The 21,869-nt window shown below is 68.6% G+C and carries 17 protein-coding genes; 5 read left to right on the top strand and 12 right to left on the bottom strand.

Features of this window, described 5'->3' with window-relative positions:
• Positions 1-144 precede the first annotated feature (144 nt).
• Both AB0H76_RS24405 and AB0H76_RS24400 read right to left on the bottom strand, forming a co-directional pair.
• Positions 145-2,685: a DUF6049 family protein gene (locus AB0H76_RS24405; protein WP_357328182.1), complete on the bottom strand. Its 2,541-nt coding sequence runs from the start codon at positions 2,683-2,685 to the stop codon at positions 145-147.
• Positions 2,682-3,221, bottom strand: coding sequence for an NUDIX hydrolase (locus tag AB0H76_RS24400; RefSeq protein WP_357328179.1), 540 nt, complete (start codon positions 3,219-3,221; stop codon positions 2,682-2,684). The genes AB0H76_RS24405 and AB0H76_RS24400 overlap by 4 nt, the downstream gene beginning before the upstream one ends.
• 97 nt (positions 3,222-3,318) lie before the next feature.
• Here AB0H76_RS24400 and AB0H76_RS24395 point away from each other — a divergent pair, with 97 nt between their 5' ends.
• A complete protein-coding gene (locus AB0H76_RS24395) occupies positions 3,319-4,779 on the top strand; it encodes a CCA tRNA nucleotidyltransferase (RefSeq protein ID WP_357328176.1) in 1,461 nt (486 codons plus the stop codon).
• Here AB0H76_RS24395 and AB0H76_RS24390 read toward each other — a convergent pair whose 3' ends face one another.
• The 5 genes from AB0H76_RS24390 to AB0H76_RS24370 all read right to left on the bottom strand — a co-directional run bounded on the left by AB0H76_RS24390 (position 4,780) and on the right by AB0H76_RS24370 (position 12,915).
• A complete protein-coding gene (locus AB0H76_RS24390) occupies positions 4,780-5,595 on the bottom strand; it encodes a hypothetical protein (protein WP_357328174.1) in 816 nt (271 codons plus the stop codon).
• 153 nt (positions 5,596-5,748) lie between these two features.
• Positions 5,749-9,384, bottom strand: coding sequence for a hydantoinase B/oxoprolinase family protein (locus tag AB0H76_RS24385; RefSeq protein ID WP_357328171.1), 3,636 nt, complete (start codon positions 9,382-9,384; stop codon positions 5,749-5,751).
• A gap of 135 nt (positions 9,385-9,519) precedes the next feature.
• Positions 9,520-11,538: a M13 family metallopeptidase gene (locus tag AB0H76_RS24380; RefSeq protein ID WP_357328168.1), complete on the bottom strand. Its 2,019-nt coding sequence runs from the start codon at positions 11,536-11,538 to the stop codon at positions 9,520-9,522.
• 138 nt (positions 11,539-11,676) lie between these two features.
• Entirely contained in the window at positions 11,677-12,054 is a 378-nt protein-coding gene (locus tag AB0H76_RS24375; protein ID WP_357328165.1) for a DUF397 domain-containing protein, read from the bottom strand.
• A gap of 9 nt (positions 12,055-12,063) precedes the next feature.
• Positions 12,064-12,915, bottom strand: a complete 852-nt coding sequence (locus AB0H76_RS24370) for a Scr1 family TA system antitoxin-like transcriptional regulator (RefSeq protein WP_357328162.1) — start codon at positions 12,913-12,915, stop codon at positions 12,064-12,066.
• Positions 12,916-13,050: 135 nt separating this feature from the next.
• On the opposite strand from AB0H76_RS24370, the gene AB0H76_RS24365 reads away from it, so the two are divergent.
• The gene (locus AB0H76_RS24365; RefSeq protein WP_357328159.1) at positions 13,051-13,557 is read left to right on the top strand and encodes a hypothetical protein; all 507 of its coding nucleotides are present in this window, start codon (positions 13,051-13,053) and stop codon (positions 13,555-13,557) included.
• 22 nt (positions 13,558-13,579) lie between these two features.
• Here AB0H76_RS24365 and AB0H76_RS24360 read toward each other — a convergent pair whose 3' ends face one another.
• Positions 13,580-14,365 carry a pirin family protein gene (locus tag AB0H76_RS24360; protein ID WP_357328156.1) on the bottom strand — a complete coding sequence of 262 codons (786 nt, stop codon included), beginning with the start codon at positions 14,363-14,365 and terminating at the stop codon, positions 13,580-13,582.
• A 213-nt stretch (positions 14,366-14,578) separates the two neighbouring features.
• On the opposite strand from AB0H76_RS24360, the gene AB0H76_RS24355 reads away from it, so the two are divergent.
• Positions 14,579-15,058 carry an NUDIX domain-containing protein gene (locus AB0H76_RS24355; RefSeq protein WP_357328153.1) on the top strand — a complete coding sequence of 160 codons (480 nt, stop codon included), beginning with the start codon at positions 14,579-14,581 and terminating at the stop codon, positions 15,056-15,058.
• Positions 15,059-15,096: 38 nt separating this feature from the next.
• Positions 15,097-16,449: an MFS transporter gene (locus tag AB0H76_RS24350; RefSeq protein ID WP_357328150.1), complete on the top strand. Its 1,353-nt coding sequence runs from the start codon at positions 15,097-15,099 to the stop codon at positions 16,447-16,449.
• Here AB0H76_RS24350 and AB0H76_RS24345 read toward each other — a convergent pair.
• Positions 16,419-16,892, bottom strand: a complete 474-nt coding sequence (locus AB0H76_RS24345) for a hypothetical protein (RefSeq protein ID WP_357328148.1) — start codon at positions 16,890-16,892, stop codon at positions 16,419-16,421. The genes AB0H76_RS24350 and AB0H76_RS24345 overlap by 31 nt on opposite strands.
• Positions 16,893-17,031: 139 nt before the next feature.
• On the opposite strand from AB0H76_RS24345, the gene AB0H76_RS24340 reads away from it, so the two are divergent.
• The gene (locus AB0H76_RS24340; RefSeq protein ID WP_357328145.1) at positions 17,032-18,591 is read left to right on the top strand and encodes a DUF4185 domain-containing protein; all 1,560 of its coding nucleotides are present in this window, start codon (positions 17,032-17,034) and stop codon (positions 18,589-18,591) included.
• A gap of 1 nt (position 18,592) precedes the next feature.
• Here AB0H76_RS24340 and ugpC read toward each other — a convergent pair whose 3' ends face one another.
• The 3 genes from ugpC to AB0H76_RS24325 are packed head-to-tail and all read right to left on the bottom strand — an operon-like array spanning position 18,593 to position 21,832.
• Positions 18,593-19,672, bottom strand: a complete 1,080-nt coding sequence (gene ugpC, locus AB0H76_RS24335) for a sn-glycerol-3-phosphate ABC transporter ATP-binding protein UgpC (protein WP_357328142.1) — start codon at positions 19,670-19,672, stop codon at positions 18,593-18,595.
• 23 nt (positions 19,673-19,695) lie between these two features.
• Positions 19,696-21,024 (bottom strand): ABC transporter substrate-binding protein, encoded by a 1,329-nt coding sequence (locus tag AB0H76_RS24330; protein WP_357328139.1) that lies wholly within the window; start codon positions 21,022-21,024, stop codon positions 19,696-19,698.
• Between the two features lie 16 nt (positions 21,025-21,040).
• Positions 21,041-21,832 carry a carbohydrate ABC transporter permease gene (locus tag AB0H76_RS24325; RefSeq protein WP_357329862.1) on the bottom strand — a complete coding sequence of 264 codons (792 nt, stop codon included), beginning with the start codon at positions 21,830-21,832 and terminating at the stop codon, positions 21,041-21,043.
• Positions 21,833-21,869: the final 37 nt, after the last annotated feature.

Raw genomic sequence — 21,869 nt, 5'->3', positions numbered from 1 at the left:
AATCATCGTCGCTCATCATGCCTCCTGTACCGCGCCGGACCTCTGCACCCGGCTTGCTCCAACTCCGGCGTTTCGCCACTGCTCACCGAAACACCGGCACCGTCGAGCTCTCCCCTATTGTGCACACCGCTCAGCAGGGATCGCTCAACTCTCTTCACGCAGTACTCGTTTCCGTGCCCGCAGGTAACGGTTGACCCGGCGCCGGGTCCCCGGATCGAATCCTTCGTCGGCCGGATCGGGCTGGCCCCGGAACCGGTGCCACAACCGGCGCCCGGCCAACAGGAACAACAGCAATCCAGCGCATCCGGTAATTATCGCCAACGTTTGACCGTAGGCGTTCGAGCGCACCGAGACCGAGGTCGGATGACCCAGGGGCATGCCGTCGGCTGTGGTAATGGAGATGGGAATGACCAGGTTACGGCTGTCGTCGATCTCGGTCGGGATCTGGAACGAGCGGGTTCCGTTGGGCGGTAACTGCTGTTCGCCGATGTCGGTGATCTTCGTCTCGGCGGGCGCCTCGATCCGGAACCGGATGCGGATCGAGACGGGCAGATCGTTGCGGGCCACCAGCAGCAGCGGACTCTGTTCGGAGGCAAGGGTGTAGACGCCGCCGGGCGGCAGCACCGTCACCGAGTTGTAGAGCCGGTCCAGTTCCCGGGTGGTCTGGTCGAGCCGGCGCTGCGCGAAAGTGTCGGGCTGCGCGGCGTTTCCGGTGCGCCGATCCGAGAGGCTGAGCATCCGGATCAGGTCGTCGCGCAGCGGGGTGACGAATCCGAGTGGCGTGGGCTCGATTTCGGGCACCTCGACCAGTGCGGCCTGCAGGTCGGTGATCCGGGCGGACTGCTCGCGGGCCGGGAGCACGAAGCGGCTCGGCACCGCGTCGCGGGCGGCCTGGCCGAGATAGTCCAGCTCGTAGGGCTGCGGATCGGGCTGATCGGCAAGCAGTTCGGTGAACGGGCGCGGCGCCGCGAGGTTGCTGCGCATCAGCAGGTCGAGCTGCCGCAGCAGGGCCGAGGCCTCGTCCTTGTTGGCGCCCCACTGCTGTGGAGGCATGAGCAGCTGCGAACGCGGGCGCCCGGCCAGCGGATTCAGCGCGGTCCAGGAGATGGCGCCGATCGCGTCCTGTAACCGGGCGACGCGGGAGTCGTTGGTGACGTCGTAGCGGACCCGGCTCGGGGTGTAGGACGGGGTCGGCGGGTTGGAGCCGACGGCGGCCAGGGCCGTCGCCGACCAGATGTCGAAGGTCGCGACGTGCAGCGCGGGGTCGGCGGGCGCCGCCGGTGTGGACGGGGTGGGTGCGGCGGAGGTGCCGCTGGGTGCGGCGGAGGTGGTGGCGGTCGGGGTGCCGGCGGGCGTTGCCGGCGTAGTGGATTCGGTCGCCGTCGGCTCGGGGCTGATCCCGGGCACCCGGACGATGTCCGGCGCGGCGGGCTCCGGCAGGGCCTGCGCGCTGCGCGCGGTGGCCGGTTCCTCGCCGCCACCGGCGGTGCCGACCGGCACCGCGGCGGTATCGGCGAGCACCGCGGTCTCGAAACCGTGGCTGCGCAACAGCATTCCGGCGCCGGTGTCGATGCTGCCGGAATCGGGCAGGCTCACCCCGCGCACCGACCGGGTGGTCAGCAGCGAGTCGACGATCTCGGCGGGCGCGTGCAGGGCGCGGGTGGACAGCTCGGGGTCGTTGACCGCGGCCAGCGCGGACACGTCGACCTGCCCGAACGGCAGTGCCACCGTGCACACCGAGGCCGCGACCGTGCGCAGGCGGTCCAGCCAGGCCTGGGCCGCCTCGGCACCGGAACCCGCGCGGGTCGGGCCGTCCGGATCCGACGGGCTGGCCAGCACCCGGTAGCCCTTGGTCATGGCCTGCGCGGTGAGCAGCAGGTCGGGGTCGATCGCGACGCAGATCGCGGCGGCCGGATTGTTGCGGCCGCTGTTGCCGATCGCGGTCTCCAGCGCGGCCAGCAGCTGTTCCAGCCGCCCGCCCCGGCCGAGCGAGGCGGCCAGGTCGTCGTCGGTCAGTTCGGCCTTGCGGTTGACGGTGCCGGGAATGCCCGCGACCAGGCGCGGGCGGTCGGCCAGCGGCCAGATCAGGGTCGTGGCCACCGGTACGTCGGCCGGCGCCGGGGTGGCGGGTTCACCGGCGGCGGCGGGCAGGCCGAGCACCGGCAGCAGGAAGCGGGCGTCGTCCAGGCGCGCCTGGCTGCCGTAGGCCGGTTCCCCGTTGACGTTCATCAGCAGCGGATAGACGCCGGCCTGCGTCAAGCCGAGCGAGGCCGGGTCGTTGCCGCGCAGCGCGATGCTCAACGTGAACTGCTTGCGCTGGCCCGGGCTGAGCCGCTCGGCCACATCCTCGAACGGGCCGGTCACCTCGTAGTTGATCTGGTCCAGGCGCAACGCGTAGCGCAGATCACTCGGGGTGGTCACCGCGGCGGCCCGCTGGATCCGGACGCTGATGTCCTCGACCACCCGGTCACCGATGTTGGTGACGGTGCCCGACACGGTCAGCCGGCCGTCGCTGGAGGTGGTCACCGTCGTCGGCGACACCGAATCCAGCGACAGCTTCAGGAATTTGGGGGCAGAGGCGTTGTTCGACCCCGTGGGCTGCGCACCGGCGAGCACCGGAATCGCGAGCACCGAACCGATCAGGGTCAGGACCGCCACGAAGATCCGTACCAGTCCTCGAGTCATCGCTTGCCGGTCTCCATCCGGTCGATCAGCTTGTTCGCCACTTCGGCCAGGCGCCGTTCGTCCGCGTAGGCGAGCCGGGAACCCAGTTCGCTCAACGGAACCCAGTCGACCTGGGTGACTTCCACATCGGCGTCGGACAGCTCACCGCCGACCGAGCGCAGGAGATAATGATGCACGGTCTTGTGTACCCGGCGGCCCTCGGTCACGAACCAGTAATCAATACTGCCGAGTTCGGCAACGACGATGCCATTGATTCCGGTCTCCTCGGCTACCTCGCGGATCGCGGTCTGCTCGGGCGTTTCGCCCTCTTCGATATGGCCTTTGGGTAGCGACCAGAGCAGGCGGCCGCGGCGATCGGTGCGGCCGATCAGTGCGGCACAGCGCTTTTCGCCGGGTCCGTCCAGGCCGTCGACGACCAGGCCGCCGGCCGAGGTTTCCCGCACCGTGCGCATGCGCGGTTTCGGGGTGGCATTGGGGGCCGAACCGCGGCGCCGAGGCTGGCGGCGTCGACTGTTCGCACGATCGGCCGAAGACACCAAGCAAGCTTAGACGGTAGGGCCGGGGGTGCCTGAGTCGGCGGCGACAGTCCGCGCGCTTAGGTCCTGGTGGGGCGGGTCGGTAAGCTGCCGTTTCGTGGTTTCGCCCAAGTCCGAGGATGCAGCGCTGGATCGACGTACCCGATTGCTGGCCGCGGCCGCGGTCACGCTCGGGGGATTGTCGGAGGTGCTGACGCCGCTCGGCGCGCTCTTCGCGGCCCGCGGTCACGACCTCTACCTGGTCGGCGGGAGTGTGCGCGACGCGGTGCTCGGCCGCCTGGGCACCGATCTGGATTTCACCACCGACGCCCGGCCCGAGGTGGTCCAGGAGCTGATGCGCGGGTGGGCCGATCACCTGTGGGATACCGGCGGTCTGGCGTTCGGCACGGTCAGCGCGGCCAAGGACGGGCAGCAGTTGGAGATCACCACCTTCCGCAGCGACAACTACGACCGGGTCTCGCGCAATCCCGAGGTGACCTACGGCGACACGCTCGAGGCCGACCTGGTGCGACGTGATTTCACCGTGAACGCCATGGCGGTCAAGATCCTGGCGGACGGCACGCTGGAGTTCGTCGATCCGCTCGACGGCATGTCCGCGCTGCTCGAGGGCCTGCTGGATACCCCGGCCGCACCGCAGGATTCGTTCAACGACGATCCGCTGCGGATGCTGCGCGCGGCGCGTTTCGTGGCCCAGCTCGGTTTCGAGCTGCATCCGCGCGTGCGCGCGGCGATCACCGAGATGGCCGAGCAGATCGACCGGATCACCGCGGAACGGGTGCGCGCGGAGCTGGACAAGCTGATCGGCAGCGCCCATCCGCTCGACGGCATCGACATCATGTGCGAGACCGGCCTGGCGCAGCGCGTGCTGCCCGAGGTGCCGGCGATGAAGCTGGAGATCGACGAGCACCACCAGCACAAGGACGTCTACCAGCACTCGCTGACGGTGCTTCAGCAGGCGATCGACCTGGAGGACGGCGATCCGGACCTGGTGCTGCGCTGGGCGGCGCTGCTGCACGACATCGGCAAGCCCGACACCAAGCGCAACGAGCCCGGCGGCGGCGTCAGCTTCCACCACCACGAGGTGGTCGGCGCGAAGATGGTGCGCAAGCGCATGCGGGCGCTGAAGTATCCGAAGCAGTTCACCGAGGAGGTCGCGCGGCTGGTGTTCCTGCACCTGCGCTTCCACGGGTACGGCAAGGGCCAGTGGACGGATTCGGCGGTGCGCCGCTACGTCACCGATGCCGACGACCTGCTCCCCCGGCTGCACAAACTGGTCCGGGCGGACTGCACCACGCGGAACAAGCGCCGTGCGGCCGCCCTGCGCGCCACCTACGACGATCTGGAGACGCGGATCGAGCGGATCCAGCAGGAGGAGGATCTGGCCCGGGTCCGGCCGGATCTGGACGGCAACGCGATCATGGAACTGCTCGGCTTGCGGCCGGGTCCGCAGGTCGGCAAGGCGTGGTCCTTTCTGAAGGAGCTGCGCCTGGATCGTGGGCCGATGACCCGGGACGAGGCCGAGTCGGCACTGCTGGAGTGGTGGAAGACGCAGAACTGATCAGAAGACGATCAGGGTGGTGCCGGTGACGATGGCGGAGCGGATCTGCGCGAGGTCGAAGGAGCCGGTGATCTCGGGCAGCTCGACGCGGAACCGGACCAGGTCGCCCTCGCGGGTGGCCTCGACGATGCGGGCGTGATTCGGCAGGCCGTCCATCAGCACCGCGGGCGCGGTGATCAGGTTGCGCGGTAGTCGCAGCCCCCACCAGGCGGCCTTCTCGATCCGCACGGTGAGCAGGTTGTTCTCGATGGTGGCGTCGACCAGCGCGGTCAGTTTGCGGTGGCGATGGGTGGCTTGGATCAGGCCGCTCTCGTGCAGGCTCAGGGCCCAGTCGAATTCGCGTTCGTTGAGCCAGCCGATCAGCGCGGCGGTGGTGACGGTGCCGTCCAGGTCGAAGTGCTGGGCCCGGACCCGGGTCGGCACGCCGGGGATCAGCCGCACGCCGTGCGCGATCAGGGTGACCGATTCGACCGGATGCTTGTCCCAGAGCACCCTGGACAGCACGGTCTTGGTCTGGAAATTCGCCCCGCGGCGGCGGACCTTGAGCACCTGCAGGGTGGCGTCCAGTTCGTGGCCGAGCACGGTGGCGCTGATCTCCTGGCCGCCGAAACGGCTCAGGATGCCCTCGCTGAGCATGGTCATCAGCACGTCCGGGAGCAGCGCGGTGACGGTGCCCGCGCCCAGGTCGGCTACGGGGTCGACCCAGGAGGTGGTCACCGATACCCACTGGTCTATCCACGACTGGTCGAACAGGCGTTTTCCGGCTTCGACGGCCCGTAGCGGTGACCATGACTTCGGATCGAAATACGTGGCCATGATTGCTCCGAGGGTACCGGCGGGGCTCGCGGACCGCCCATACCCATCGGACATCAGTCGCGTTTCCGCAGGTGAAGTGCCTTTTCCCGAATAGCGGATGGGTAGCGGTACGCCGTCACGTTCCACGTGAAACCGATTGGCGCGCTGATTCTTTCAGGGCCGGACGCCGTATCCGCCGCCGCCGGGGGTCTCGATCACCAGAACATCGCCGGGCTCCAGCTCCGCCGAGTCCGCACCGTCGAGATGTAGGACGGAGCCGTCCGCCCGCTCCACCCGGTTCACGCCCAGCGCGCCGGGCTCGCCGCCCGCCATCCCGTATGGCGGCACCCGCCGATGACTGGACAGGGTCGAGACCGTGACCGCCTCGGTGAACCGGATCCGGCGGATCCCGCCGTCACCCCCGCGCCAGCGTCCCGTGCCCCCGCTGTCCGGTCGCACCGCGAACTCCTCGAGCAGGACCGGCAGCCGCCACTCGAACACCTCGGGGTCGGTCAGCCGCGAATTGGTCATGTGGGTCTGCACGACCGACGCGCCGTCGAACCCGTCGCCCGCGCCCGACCCGGACCCGATGGTCTCGTAGTACTGGTGCCGGTCGTTGCCGAAGGTGACGTTGTTCATCGTGCCCGCGCCCTCGGCCTGCACGCCGAGCGCCGCGTACAGCGCGCCCGTAATCGCCTGGGAGGTCTCGACATTGCCCGCGACCACCGCCGCCGGCGGCTCGGGGGCGAGCATGGAACCGGACGGCACGACGATGCGCAGCGGCCGCAGGCAGCCGTCGTTGAGCGGGATGTCGTCGGCGACCAGCGTGCGGAAGACGTAGAGCACCGCCGCGTTCACCACCGCGTACGGTGCGTTGAAGTTCCGCTCCAGCTGGGGTGAGGTGCCGGTGAAATCGATGGTGGCCGACCGGTTCTCGCGATCCACGGTGACCCGCACGCGGATCGTGGCGCCGAGATCGGTCCGGTAGCTGTACGCGCCGTCGTCGAGCGTGTCGATGACCCGGCGCACCGCCTCCTCGGCGTTGTCCTGCACGTGCCGCATGTAGGCCTGCACCACGTCGAGCCCGAAGTGCTCGATCATCGTGCCGACCTCCGCCACGCCCTTGGCGTTGGCGGCGATCTGCGCGCGCAGATCGGCGAGGTTGGTGGCCGGATTGCGGGACGGGTACCGCGCCTCGGTCAGCAGCCGATGCGTCTCGGCTTCCCGGAACCGGCCGTTCTCGACGAGCAGCCAGTTGTCGAAGACGACGCCCTCCTCCTCGATCCGGCGGCTGCCGGCCGGCATGGAACCCGGTGCGATGCCGCCGATTTCGGCGTGATGACCACGCGAGGCGACGTAGAACAGGATCTGCTCGCCGCCGTCGTCGAAGACCGGCGTGATCACCGTGACATCGGGCAGGTGCGTGCCGCCGTGATACGGATCGTTGACGGCGTAGGTGTCCCCCGGGCGCATGGCGTGCGCGCCGGTGCGCCGCTCGATCACCTCTTTGACGCTGGTGCCCATCGACCCCAGATGCACCGGGATGTGCGGTGCGTTGGCGACCAGGTTGCCGTCGGGATCGAACAGGGCGCAGGAGAAGTCGAGGCGCTCTTTGATGTTGACCGACTGCGAGGTGGACTCCAGCCGGGCGCCCATCTGCTCGGCGATCGACATGAACAGGTTGTTGAAGACTTCCAGCAGCACCGGGTCGGCCGCCGTGCCCGCGTCCGGGTCCGTGCTCGCGGTGACCCGTTCCAGCACCAGGTGCCCGATGTCGTTCACCGCGGCCTGCCAGCCCTCGTCGATCACGGTGGTGGAATTGGCCTCGGTGATGACGGCGGGTCCCGCGACCGCCGTGCCGGGCGTCAGATCCGCACGGCGATACCGGGATACGTCCTGCCAGGCGCCGCCGGTGTGCAATCGAACGGTCCGCGGCGCGCTCGCCGTGGCCGCCCGCGGCACCAGGCCGGACAGTTCGGGCGGCTCGGTCAGCCCGGTCGCCTCGATGGACAGCGCCTCGACGACGATCGGGCGATCCAGCGTGAACGAATAGGTGCCGCGATGGCGGGTCTCGAAGTCGCCGGTCATGGTGGCGGGTTCGCTGAACGGCACCGAAATGGCGGTGTCGGTGCCGTCGTAGCGCAGCTGCGCCCGCCGGGTCACCCGAATCCGTTGCGCGGGCACACCTTCGTCCAGCAGTTCGGTGCGCGCGGCTTCGGCCAGCGCGTCGGCGATCTCGGTGACGCGCGGCATCGACGCCGGGTCCAGGGGCAGTTCCACGGACTGCTCGCGCATCGCGGTGGTGTCGGCCAAGCCGATTCCGAGCGCGGACAACACGCCGGCCAGCGGCGGTATCAGCACCGTCCGGATACCGAGGGAATCGGCTACGGCACAGGCGAGTTGGCCGCCCGCGCCGCCGAAGGTGGTCAGGGCGTACCGGGTGACGTCGTGGCCCTTCTGCACCGAGATCCGTTTGACCGCCGCCGCGATGTTGGCGACCGCGATCCGCAGGTAGCCCTCGGCGACCTGCTCCGGGCTGCGGTCGTCGCCGGTGCGCTCGCCGATCGCCGCGGCCAGCTCGGCGAAACGGGTGCGGACCAGCTCGGTATCCAGGGGCTGGTCCCCCGCCGGCCCGAAAACGCTGGGGAAATAGGCGGACTGGATCCGGCCGAGCATGACATTGGCGTCGGTGACGGTCAGCGGACCGCCGCCGCGGTAGCACGCGGGCCCGGGCAGGGCGCCCGCCGAATCCGGGCCGACCCGATACCGGCTGCCGTCGAAATGCAGGATCGATCCGCCGCCCGCCGCGACCGTGTGGATGTCGAGCATCGGCGCCCGCAGCCGCACGCCCGCGATCTGGGTGGTGAACACCCGCTCGTACTCCCCCGCGTAATGCGAGACGTCGGTGGAGGTTCCGCCCATGTCGAAGCCGATCACCCGATCGAATCCGGCCAGCTCCGACATCCGCACCATGCCGACGATGCCGCCGGCCGGGCCGGACAGGATCGCGTCCTTCCCCCGGAACTGCCCCGCCTCGGTGAGCCCGCCGTTGGACTGCATGAACATCAACCGCACCCCGGCCAGCTGCCCCGCCACCTGCTCCACATACCGGCGCAGCACCGGCGACAGGTAGGCGTCGACCACCGTGGTGTCGCCGCGCGGCACCAGCTTCATCAGCGGGCTGACCTCACTGGACAGCGAAATCTGCGGGAACCCGGCGGCTTCGGCGACGCGACCGATCCGCTGTTCGTGCTCGGGATAGAGGTGGCTGTGCATGCACACCACGGCGACCGCGCGAATCCCGGCGGCATACGCCTGGCCCAGCGCGGACGCGAGCGCGTCGAGGTTCGGTTCCCGCAGCACGGTCCCGTCCGCGGCCACCCGCTCGTCCACCTCGATCACCCGCTCGTGCAACAACTCCGGCAGCACGATCTCCCGCGCGAAGATCTCGGGCCGATTCTGATAGGCGATCCGCAGCGCGTCCCGGAACCCCCGCGTGATCACCAGAACCGTCCGCTCCCCCTTCCGTTCGAGCAGCGCGTTCGTCGCCACGGTGGTCCCCATTCGCACCGCGTCGACCACCCCGTCGGCCGGCTCCGGACTCCCCGTCTCGGCCGCCAGAATCGCCCGAATCCCCGCCACCGCCGAATCCGCGTACCGCCCCGGATTCTCGGACAGCAATTTATGCGTTACCAGCCCGCCGTCGGGCCGCCGGGCCACCACATCGGTGAACGTGCCACCCCGATCGATCCAGAACTGCCACCCCCGTTCCCGTGCCGGATGGGATGCCGCCGTACCCGCCTCGGTCACCGAAAACTCCTGCTCCTCGCCCATTTACCGCTACCAGCGCACGATACCGAAACCCGGAGACGCAGAACGCTGCCGCACATCCGGATCGGATCTGCGACAGCGTTCGGGCGCGAAGGCCCCGGCCGGGTGGGCCGGCTACCAGATCTTCACGCGCTCGGCCGGTTCCATGTAGAGGGCGTCGCCCGCCTTGACGTCGAAGGCCTCGTAGAAGCTGTCGACGTTGCGAACGACGGCGTTGCAGCGGAATTCGGGCGGGGAGTGCGGGTCGATGGACAGGCGGCGGATGGCTTCCTCGCCGCGGGCCTTGGTGCGCCAGACCTGGGCCCAGCCGTAGAAGACGCGCTGCAGGCCGGTGAGGCCGTCGAGGACGGGGGGCTCGGCGCCGTCGAGGGAGATCCGGTAGGCCTCCAGGGCGATGGACAGGCCACCGAGGTCGCCGATGTTCTCACCGACGGTGAACGCGCCGTTGACCGTGTGGTCGTCGGAGAGTTCCTGCGGGGACAGGGCGTCGTACTGGTCGATCAGCGCCTTGGTGCGCTTGCCGAACTCGGCCCGGTCCGCGTCGGTCCACCAGTCGACCATGTTGCCGTCACCGTCGTACTTGGCGCCCTGATCGTCGAAGCCGTGGCCGATCTCGTGGCCGATGACCGCGCCGATGCCGCCGTAGTTCGCGGCGTCGTCGGCGTTCATGTCGAAGAACGGCGGCTGGAGAATGGCGGCGGGGAAGACGATCTCGTTCATGCCCGGGTTGTAGTAGGCGTTCACCGTCTGCGGGGTCATGAACCATTCGCCGCGGTCCACCGGACCGCCGAGCTTGTTCAGGTCGCGGTCGTGGTCGGCGGCGTAGCCGCGGCGGTAGTTGCCGACCAGGTCGGCCGGATCGATCTCGACCGCGGCGTAATCCCGCCACTGGTCCGGGTAGCCGATCTTGGGGGTGAACTTCTCCAGCTTGGTCAGCGCGGCCGTGCGGGTTTCCGGGCTCATCCACTCCAGCTGGGAGATGTTGCGGCGGTAGGCCGCCTGGAGGTTGGCCACCAGGTCCACCATCCGGGCCTTGGCCTCGGGCGGGAAATGCTGGGCCACATACAGTTTGCCGACGGCCTCGCCGAGCAGCGCCTCCACCAGGGACACGCCGCGCTTCCAGCGCTCCCGGTTCTCCGGCTGGCCGCTCAGGGTGCGCCCGTTGAAGTCGAAGCTCTCCTCGACCAGTTCGTCGGTGAGGTAGGCGGCGCGCGAGCGGATGATCCGCCAAGCGGCCCAGGCCTTCCAGTCGTCCAGCGATTCCGCGGCCCAGGTCTCGGAGAAGGTGCGCAGGTACTCCGGCTGGCTCACCACGACCTCGGCGAACATCTCCGGCCCGGACTTGTCGACGCCTTCGCGCAGCGCGGAAGTCCACGCGGCCCAGTCGAACTCCGGGTTGGTCGCGGTGAGCTCGGCGAAGGTGGTCAGGTTGTAGCTCAGCTCGGCATCGCGCCGGCGCACCACGTCCCAGTGCCCGGCGGCCAGCTTCTTCTCCAGCTCGAAGACCCGCTCCCCCACCGTGTCCAGCGCGTCCGGCAACAGCGCGGCGACCCGGGAATCGGCGGCCGCGAGCGCGAACATCCGCCCGACGTGCGCGATGTACTTGGCGCGGATCTCGGCGAATTCGTCCTGGCGGTAATAGGACTCGTCGGGCAGGCCGAGGCCGGACTGACTGGTGTAGGTCACGTAGCGGGAGGAGTTCTTGTCGTCGGTGTTGACGTAGAACGCCACCGCGCCGCCGACACCGGTGCGCTGCAGGCGGCCGAGCAGGGCCGCGAAACCGGTGCGGTCGCTCACCTCCCGCACGGCGGCGAGCTCGTCGGCGATCGGGGCGAGCCCGGCCGCGGCCACCGCGTCGGTGTCCATGAAGCTGGAGAACAGATCGCCGATCTTGCGGGCGTCGGTACCCGGCGCGGCCTGTTCGGCGGCGGCGTTCTGAATGATTGCCTGCACGTCCAGCTCGGCCTGGTCGTAGAGCGCGCGGAAGGCACCGTCGACCGAGCGATCCGCGGGAATCTCGTAGGTGTCCAGCCATTTGCCGTTGACATGCGCGAACAGGTCGTCCTGCACCCGCACGGCGTCATTCAGGTGGGACAGATCGATACCGGAAGGGCTCGTCAGTTCGGAAGTCACGGTCTCCAGTATGCCGTCGCGCCGGAGTGCTCGGTGGGGCTGGAAGTGTCCGGGCAGCAAGCGACCAGACAACAACTGCCCGCGACCAGTGCTGCGGGCGAGGTCGGCCCGGCCGCTGGCGCGGCCGGGGCACGGAGGTCAGCGGGACAGGAGCACGCGATCGAATTCGCCGTCGCGGGCGCCCGCGAGGAAGGCGGCCCATTCGGGCGGGGTGTAGGTGAGGGCGATGTCACGGTGACGCAGCGTCGCGCCGCCGTCTTCGGAGTTGTGCACGAGCAGCTGAGGGTGTGCTCGCCCACTGTTGAGCAGCGTCAGGAAGGAGTTCCAGACGCTGGCGGTGACGGTGATGATGGGCTCTTCGACACGACGGTCGGCCGGGTTGCGGCGGTATTTGCTGTCCCGGATGAGCACCGCGTCACCATCGAATCGGACCTCGACGCATTGGTTGCCATTGTTGGATCGAGACGATGTGAACCAGCCGGTGTGAGCCGGCCTCTGGCTAGCGGTGGTTGCCATGGCAGGATTTTACACGCGGGCATACGTCCTGATCAGGGCCAATGATTCGGCACGGGAAAGCGATTGGTCCAGCGCGCGGACATAGGCGAACCCGAGATCGCGAACTTGCTCCGCGTCTTCGACCGCGCCGCCGTAGACCGCGCTCTCGGCCCAGCCGAAGGTCGGCAGCTGCTCGCCGCTGAAGTCGATCAGATGGAAACTCGCGCCGCCGAGGATCGCGCCGGCGGTGGCGGTGAACGGGATGACCCGGATATCGACGTTGTCGTACTTCTCCAGCAGATCGGACAGGTGGCTCAGCTGGCCGCGCAGCACCTGCGGCCCGCCGGTCTGCTGCCGCAGCGCCGCTTCCCCGATCACCGCCGTCAGCTCCACCGGCTCCGGCCCGAGTAGTCGCTCCTGGCGATGCATCCGGATCCCGACCAGCTGCTCGACCTGCACCGGCCGGATCATCACGTCGGCGCTGATGAGCGCGCGGGCGTAGTCCTCGGTCTGCAGCAGACCGGGCACGATCAGGCTGTCGTAGCTGCGGATGCTGTGCGCGCCGAATTCCATGCCGTAGAGGCGCTGTAGTTCCGGGCCGAGCAGCGCCGAGGATTTGGTCCACCAGCCGCGCTGCTTGCTGGCCTCGAGCAGGGCCAGTAATTCCGCGCGTTCCTCGGCGTCGACCTCGAGCAGTTCGAGGACCGGGCCGATGGTGTTGGCGGTGAGGACGCGGCGGCCCTTCTCGACGTGACTCCAGTTGGCGGCGGTGAAGCCGACCCGCTTGGCGAAGGTCGAGGAGTCGAAGCCACGTAGTTCGCGCAGTTCCCGCAGGCGCAGGACCAATTCCCAACGCGCGACGGTCGGCGAGACGGGTGCCATGACTTGCGATGCTACGCCCGTCGTATTCGCCTGCGTGTGACTATTGTCATCCTCGTTAGGCAGAGCTACTGTCGCATCACAGTTTGCCGTTCACCCGTCGATCGATCCATCCGATGCGTCGAGGCGAGGTTCGTCATGAGTACGTCCCGCAGAGATTCCGGCAGTCCTGAAATGTTCACGGTGAAACAGGACGCCATCGCACGGTGCCGCAGTTACCGCAAAGACCACGGCCTATACGGGGTGGTCGATGCCGCGCTGGGCCGAATCATGCTGGAAGTGGGGTCGGTCGGCGCGGTCGTGATGCCGGCCGCCCTGGGCGCGCGGGTGCGCGACCTGCTGGCGCGGGCGCAGGAGCACAGCGGGCCGGTGATCGAACATCCGCGTTCAGGGCGCTGGACATTCCTGACCGGTCCCACCGACAACTCGTACACCGACACCACGCTGTTCTCGGATCTGTTCCGGGTCTGCGCCTCGGTCGCGTTGCCCGGCAGCACGCTGGTGCTGCCCTCGCCCTCGGACGAGCTGGGCGGCTACCGGCGCTGGATCCACCCGCCGCACCGTGACTTCCGCCCCCTGTTCGGCGACGTGGTCGCCGCGACCCAGGCCTGTTCGGCCCGGATCAAAGCCCCCGCGGTCGAATGACTACTGCCCGCCGAGCCGCTGACTACTGACCGCCGAGCCGCGCGTGCATCTCCCAGATGAGCACCTCGGCGGGCCCGTGCGCGGTGATGCGCTGACCGCCGGATCTGGCCAGCCGCACGGCATCGCCCTCGTAGAGCGGGCCGACGCCTTCCATCTCCACCTCGCCCTGCGCCACGAACACGTGCAGGTACGGCGCGTCGGGCAGATCGATGACGGCGGGGGTGCCTTCGGCGCCCGGCATCCGGGCGACATGGAAGGCCGAGTGACTGCTGTTGATGGCGATGGCGGTGCGTTCGCGGTAGCGCGGCAGGCCCGAGGCCACCGTCACCAGTCCGCCGCCGGCTAGTTCGTCGTCGATCTCGAGCTGCTGGTAGCCCGGGGTCAGGCCGGGCTCGTCGGGCACCACCCACATCTGCACGAAACGCACCGGCTCGGTGTGCTCGCCCGCGGCGTCCGACAGCCGCCAGGAGTCGTTCTTCTCCGAGTGCAGGATGCCCGCGCCGGCGCTCATCCGCTGGGCCAGCCCGGGATAGATGACGCCGTTGTGGCCGAGGGAATCCTGGTGCACCAGGCTGCCGCCGAGCACCCAGGTGACTATCTCCATGTCGCGGTGCGGATGGGTGTCGAAGCCCTGACCGGGCAGCACGATGTCGTCGTTGTTGACCAGCAGCAGACCGTGGTGGGTGTTCTCGGGGTCGTAGTGCTCGCCGAAGGAGAAGGAGTGCTTCGAGTCCAGCCACGAGATGCGGGTCTTCATGCGGTCGCCGCCGCGGTGCACGTCGATATGGGGAGTCGTAAGCGTGGACATCGGTCCCTCCTTCTCCGACCTGGGTTTCAGGGTGGGAGCACCTCCGACGGGGTACCCCGGATTCCGAGTAAATTGTCCTGCACTCGGCATTTTACCCAGCGACTTTCGGGTGAACGCCAGGTGAGGAGTACCAACCGTGCTGGGGAACGGGGCCGTCAGGCCAGTAGGGTACGCAAAATATCTGCGCGACACCGGAACCGGAGGTGATCCAGGATGCGTCCAGAGGCGCTCGAGCGCATCGAGCGGGAACTGCGCGCGCTCGCGCGGTCCGCGGGCATCACCGATTTCGTGGTCGGGGTGGCGGTCTTCCGGGACCGCAAGCTGCTGGTGGTGCGCCGGGTGCCGCACGCGCAGTTCGGCGGGCTGTGGGAGCTACCCGGCGGCGGCGTCGAGCCCGGAGAGACGTTCGCCGAATGTGTGGCACGGGAATTGCTGGAGGAGACCGAGCTGCGGGTGCGCGGCATCGTGGAGTTCCTCGGCGGCGTCGATTACGCCACTCGCACCAAGGCCAAGGTGCGCAAATTCTCCTTCATCGTCGAAGCCGAGCCGGGCGCGGTAGCGCTGGCCCCCGGCGAGCACGACGCCTACGCCTGGATCGACGCGGATGCCCTGGCGGTGCTGGATTTCGCACCCGATACCCGCTCGACGGTGCACGCCCTGGTGAACTCCCTGGATCAGCCGCATCCGGCCTGAACGGCTGGGCCAGAAGGCCGCACGGCACAATCGGCATGATGTCGACAGCCTCCGCTCCACCCGAGTCGGTGCCGTTGCGTACCGCCCTGCGGGACAGCCCGGGCGTGCTGCGCCTGGCGGTCGTGCGTTTCGCCGGACAGTTCGGCGACGGAATGTTCCAGGCGGCGCTGTCGGGCGCGATCCTGTTCAACCCGGAGCGCCAGACCGATCCGCTCGCCATCGCCGCCGGTTTCGCGGTGCTGTTGCTGCCGTATTCGCTGATCGGACCGTACGCGGGCGCGCTGCTGGACCGCTGGGACCGGCGCGCGGTGCTGCTGGTGGCCAATATCTTCCGGGCGGTGCTGATCGGCGCGGTCGCGCTCGGCCTGCTCGCGGGCCTGGGGGAGACCCCGCTGCTGCTCGGCGCGCTGGCGGTGGTGGGCATCAGCCGTTTCGTGTTGGCCGGGGTGTCGGCGGCGCTGCCGCGGGTGCTGGCCCAGCAGTGGCTGGTGCCGATGAACTCGGTGCTGGCCACGGTGGCCTCGGGCTGTGCCGGGCTCGGCGCGGCCATCTCGGTCGCGATCATCGGCGGCTTCGGCGCGGGTGATTTCGCCTCGGCGATCGCGGTCGGGGTGAGCGCGGTCGGTTCGGTGCTCAGCGCGCTGCTGGCGATCGGCTTCCGGGCCCGGGTGCTGGGCCCCGAGGACGGCACCGCCGGGCAGGAGAGCACCGTGCACGCGATCGCGACCGGCTTGCGCACCGGCGCCGCGGCGGTCTGGCAGTCGGCGCAGGTGACGACCGCGATGATCGGCATCGGCGTGCATCGAATCGTGTTCGGCACCAACACCTTGATCATGGTGCTGGTGCTGCGGGTGGTGCCGGACGGCGATTCCGGATTGGACAGCGGGCTGCTCGGATTCGGTGTCGCGATCGCGGCGGCCGCGGGCGGCATGCTGCTGGCGGCGGTGGTCGCGCCGCTGGTGATTCCGCGGCTCGGCCGGCCGCGCACGGTGGTGGCCGGATTGCTGGTCGCGACGCTGGTGCAGTTGACCCTGGTGACCCCGATCGCGGTGGCGCAGGACGGGCCCGCGTACCAGTACGCGCATCATCTGCTGCTGGTCGGCGCGTTCCTGTTCGGATTGGCGGGGCAGACGATCAAGCTGACCGGTGACGCGACCATGCAGATCGATATCGACGACGCCCGGCGCGGCCAGGTTTTCGCGCTCCAGGACACCGTTTTCAATATCGCATTCGTGCTGGCGATCGCCGTTGCGGCACTGATGATTCCGGCCGACGGCCGTTCGCTGCCGGTGGTCCTCGCGGGTGCGGCGGTGTATTGCGCGGGAATCGTGGCGATCCTCTGGAATGCGCGGCGCGCGCGTTATTCGACGCGCCAGTCACTTTCGGGCTGATCCGGAACGTCGAAACCGCGCATCGGTGGGCGCGGTGAATCATGCGGTAGCGGTGGGTATTCGGCGAGCACCGCGCCGAGATCGGCGGTGACGATGTTCTCCGCCGCGGGCCCGGGCTCGGCTTCCGGCTCGGCCCGGATGGTCCACTCCAGCGGCTCGTTCTCCGAGTCGAAGCCGGTGACCAGGTGATTCCAGGTGCCCTGGTCGGTGGGATCGGTGTAGAAGTGATCGAGCACGCCGTCGTCGTTCAGGTCGAGGGCGGCCACGTCGGCGACGCCGGTGCCGTGGGTGTCCCAGAGCGCGTCGTCGTAGAGCCCGTCGCCGTCGAAATCCAACTGCACCGCATCGACCGTGCCGGTGCGCGCCAAATCCAGATCGGCCGGTGAGGACCAGACATGGACCTCGCCGTCGCCCGCCCCGAAGGCGTATTCGATATCGCTCATATTCACTTGGACGCGGCACCGCGGAATTCGGTTCCATATCGAATGCGTCGCGACCGCCCGGCGTCCCCGGGTCCGCGCCCGAGCTCCGGTAAGTTGATCTTCCCGCGGTAACGTCCGAATCGACAGGGAGTCAACAGATATGGGTTTGCTGCCGGAGAAACTGGATGCTCCAGTCGTCTTCGGAGCGGTACTCACCGGACTACTCTGCGTGCCCGCGCCCGCCCAGGCCGCGCCGCCGCCGTGGGCGCCCCCGCCGGTGAACGTGTGCGGTGAGGCCGGCTTCGATCCGCTGCTGCGTCAGCCGGATCCGAACCTGCCGCCACCGCCCCCGGTGCAGATTCCGCCGCGGATCGAGATCCCGGTGCCGTGGCCCGAGCTCACCCCGGTGCCGGTGCCCGACCCGCCGCAGGACAACACCCGGATCAAGCCGGCCGCGCTGCCCGCCGATCCGTGCCACAACCCGTGCCCGGACGTCCGGGATACCCCCGAACCGGTGGAATCGACCGAGCCCGAGAGCCCGGACACCGGGTCGGGATCGGGATCGAGCTCCGGATCGGGCAAGTTCGAACTGCCGCGCCTCGAGATCAAACCGGAGATCGAGCCGATCCCGATCCCGATTCCCGGCGGCGCGAGCGAAGCACCGCAGCCGGCGCCGCCGCATGTCGTACACCCGGTCGAGCCCGGGCCGGTCACCGAGCCCGTCGCCACGCCGAAGGTCGAGCGGGTGGAGCTGGTCGGCCAGGTCACCGGTCGCGGCTCGAACAACCGCACCGACATGCGCTGGCAGGTCGATGGCACCGACCTGGGCCTGATGTGGGAGACCAAGCCCGGCGAGGTCGCGGTGGTCTTCGGCGACACCTTCGGCGAGGGCTGGGTCACCGGCGGCGCGGGCGGCCCGGACTGGCGCAGCAACGTGCTGGGCTTCAGCACCGACCGGAATCTCGCCGACGGCCTGACCATCGACACCTTCGTGCAGGACAGCCGCTGCCACGCCGCGGAGTTCCTGGCCAGCCGCAAGGTCAAGAACTGGGAGACCACGGTCATTCCGACCTCCGGCTTCGCCCTCGGCAAGCGCCAGTACCTGAGCTACATGTCGGTGAACCGCTGGAGCCGCGTCCCCGGCCTGTGGACCACCAACTACGGCGGCATCGCCTACTCCGACGACGGCGGCCACACCTGGGTCAAGGACCAGCACGCGAAGTGGGACAACGTCTTCGGTCGCGGCCGCTTCCAGGTCGCGGCGATGGTGCCGCAGGGCGACTACGTCTACATGTTCGGCACGCCCAACGGCCGGGTCGGGATGATCGCCCTGGCCCGCGTGCCCAAGGCCGAGGTGCTCAACAAGTCGGCCTACCAGTACTGGGTCGAGGGTGACTGGGCCCCGGCGGCCGAAAACGACGCCACCCCACTGGTGCTCGGCCTGGCCAGCGAGATCTCGGTGCGCTACGACGCGGCGGCGAAGCAGTGGCAGATGGTCTACCTGGATCCGGGCGCGGGCACCGTCGTGGTCCGGCATTCGGCTACGCCGCAGGGCATTTGGACCGAGGCGGTGCCGCTGGTCTCCACCACCGACTATCCGAAGTCCTACGGCGGCTTCATCCACCCCTGGTCGACCAGCAAGGAGCTCTACTTCACCATCTCGGCCTGGGACAGCTACAACGTCTATCTGATGCGCGCGGACCTGACCGCGCCCGAGTAGGTCAGCGCAGCCGCTGCTCGGTCTCGGCGTCGAAGAAGAAGATCTCCTCCTGCTTCGGGCGCAGGCGCAGCCGGTCGCCGAGGGCGATCTGGAAGTGCCGGTCGACGCGGGCCACCACCTTGCCGGAGCGGCTGGACCAGGCCGCGGTGATCGGATGGCTGTAGACGAAGGATTCGGCGCCGAGCTCCTCGAGCAGCTCGGCGTCGACCGCCAGACTGTTGTCGGGGTCGGTGGTGACCTCCCAGGACTCGGGCCGGATGCCGATCACCACGCGCGCCCGGGAGCTGTTGTTGGGCACCGGGACACGCAGGTCCGCCAGGACGGCGTGGCCGTCCTCGACGGGTGCCTCGAGCAGGTTCATGCCCGGCGACCCGATGAATCCGGCGACGAAGGTGTTCACCGGGTTGTCGTAGAGCTCGCGCGGCGCGGCGATCTGCTGGAGTTTGCCGTCGAGCATCACCGCGACGCGATGACCCATCGTCATCGCCTCGACCTGATCGTGGGTGACGTAGACGGTGGTGGTGCCCAGGCGCTTCTGCAGGGCCGCGATCTGCGAACGGGTGCTGACCCGGAGTTTGGCGTCCAGGTTGGACAGCGGCTCGTCCATGCAGAAGACCCGGGGCCGGCGCACGATGGCGCGGCCCATCGCCACGCGCTGGCGCTGGCCGCCGGAGAGTTTCGCGGGCTTGCGGTCCAGCAGGGGCTCGAGCTCCAGCATCTTCGCGGCCTCCAGGACCCGAACCCCGGTGTCGGCCTTGTTCATTCCCATGTTGCGCAGCGCGAAGCCCATGTTCTCCGCGACCGTCATGTTCGGGTAGAGCGCGTAGGACTGGAACACCATGGCGACGTCGCGGGCCCGCGGCGGCAGTCCGGTGACGTCCTTGCCGTCGATCAGGATGCGGCCCTGCTCCACCGATTCCAGCCCCGCGAGCATCCGCAGGCTGGTGGACTTGCCGCAGCCCGACGGGCCGACGAGGACGATGAATTCCCCGTCGGCGATGTCGAGTTCGAGGTTGTCGACAGCAGGGCTCGGCGCACCGGGATACTGGTGCGTCACCCCGTCGAAGTGCACTGTCGCCATGCTGTCGTTCTCCTAACCGTGTGTTACTTGGGCAGTTTCGGGGTGATCTGCCGGTCGATGATGGCCTGCAGCTGGCTGCTGACCGCGGCGAACGCGGCGGCCGGGTCGGCGTTCTGCAGGCCGATCTGCTCCAGGCCGGTGCCGATGATCTGGTCGCCGCCGGGGACGAACACCCGTGCGTAGTCCTGGGATTTGGTCAGGGCCAGCTGATCGATGGCGACCTTGGACTTCGGGTTCTTCGCCAGGAATTCCTGCTCGCTGGGATCGTTGACCGCCGACTTGCGCACCGGCATGTACCCGGTGTTCTGCGAGAAGTACGCGGTGTTCGCGGCATTGGTGATGAACTCGATGAACTTGAGCGCGTTCACCTTGCGCTCATCGGAGATCCGCGACGGAATCGCCAGGCCCGCACCGCCGGTGGTGACGCCGGGGCCGCTGGGGTGCGGCAGCACGGCGGTACCGAACTCCAGCTTGCCCTCGGAGTTCTTCTGGATGCCGCGCAGGTCGCCGGTGGAGGCGATGGTCGAGGCGATGACGCCGGTGCCGAAGTCCACCGCGATCTGCGGCTTCACGCCCGCGTACTTCTTGGTGTGGATCATGTCGCGCAGGAACTGCCCGGCCTTGATCGTGTTGGCGTCGTTGAACTTCAGCGTCCACTTGTCGGAGTAGGCGCCGCCGAAGGTCCAATTCGGGCCCTGGAAGGTCCAGGCGAGGTAGTTCTTCGCATCGCCCCAGCCGTGCGCCAGCTTGCCGTCGCCGACCACGGACTGGATCTTGGGGCCCCAGTCGTCGAATTCCGGCCAGCTCTCCGGGCCGCGGTCCGGCAGCCCGGCTTTCGCCCACACGTCCTTGTTGTAATAGAACAGGGGAGTCGAGCGGGCGTAGGGGAGCGCGAAGTGCTTGCCGTTGAACAGGTAGTCCGAGGCGAGGGCGTCGACGTAGTCGTCCAGCCGCACGCCGGCGTCGCCGAAGTGCCCGTCCAGCGGCTCGATGGTGCCGTTGAGCGCGTAGTTGAACCACCAGACATCGGAGAGCACAACGACATCGGGCAGATCACCGCCGGAGAGCGCCGCGTTGAACTTCTGCGACACCTCCTCGTAGTTCTTGCCCGCGTCGACCAGGTTCACCTTCAGATCGGGGAACTTGGCCTGGAACCGGTTGATCAGCTCCAGCTCGTAATCCTTGGAGGTGCCGGGGTGATTCGACCACCAGGTGATGGTCTTGCCGTCGCCGTCCTGCTTGCTGCCGCCACCACCGCCCGCGCACGCGGTCAGCGCCGCGCCCGCGGCGACCGCGCCGGCCAAGCCGATGAATCCGCGTCTGGACAGATTCGGAAATGGGGATTGGGACACAGCTTTCTCCTGATTCTCAGCCCTTGACCGCACCGGAGGTGAGGCCCTTGATCATGTGGCGTTGCAGCAGCAGGAACACGATGAGAATCGGCAGCATGGTGAGCAGCGTCCCGGACATCACCGGGCCCCAATTGGTGACGCTGGGATTCTCGGTGTTCTGAAGCAGCGTGAGGCCGACCGGCAGGGTGGCGACGTCGGTGTTGTCGGTCATCAAGAACGGCCAGAGGTATTCGTTCCACTCGTTGACCAGCGTGACCACCGCGAACGCCACCATGGTCGGCCCGGACATGGGCAGCACCACCCGGGTCAGCAGCCGCCACCAGCCCGCGCCGTCCATGCGCGCCGCCTCGATCACCTCGGTGGGCAGCGACAGGAAGTGGTTGCGCATGAGGAAGGTGCCGAAGGCGACGCCGCACAGCGGCACGATGATGCCCTGGAAGGTGTTGCGCCAGCCCAGCTGTGCGATCAGCGCGTAGTTGGAGATCACCGTGATCTGGTTGGGCACCATGAGCGCGGCGATGATCACCAGGAAGACGACGGTCTTGCCCGGAAAGCGCAGGAACACCAGCCCGTAGGCGCTGAAGACGCCGAGCACGAACTTCACCGCCGCGATGATGCCGGTGATGAGCATCGAATTCTTCAGGAACGTCCAGTAGGGAAGCGTGGTGGTGGCCTCGCTGTAGTTCTCCGGATGCCAGCTGCCGGGCCAGTACACGGCCGGCTGGGTGTAGATGTCCGGTCGCCCCTTGAACGAGGTGATGAAGATCCAGAACAGCGGCACCCCGACGATGATCAGCACGCACACCATGGCGGCGTAGCCGAGCAGGGTTACCGCACGCTGGCGG

The sequence above is a fragment of the Nocardia sp. NPDC050712 genome, assembly GCF_040654295.1.
Taxonomy (GTDB): Bacteria; Actinomycetota; Actinomycetes; order Mycobacteriales; family Mycobacteriaceae; genus Nocardia.
The sequence above is the reverse complement of the archived record's forward strand: the minus strand, read 5'-3'. Positions and strand labels throughout refer to the sequence as shown.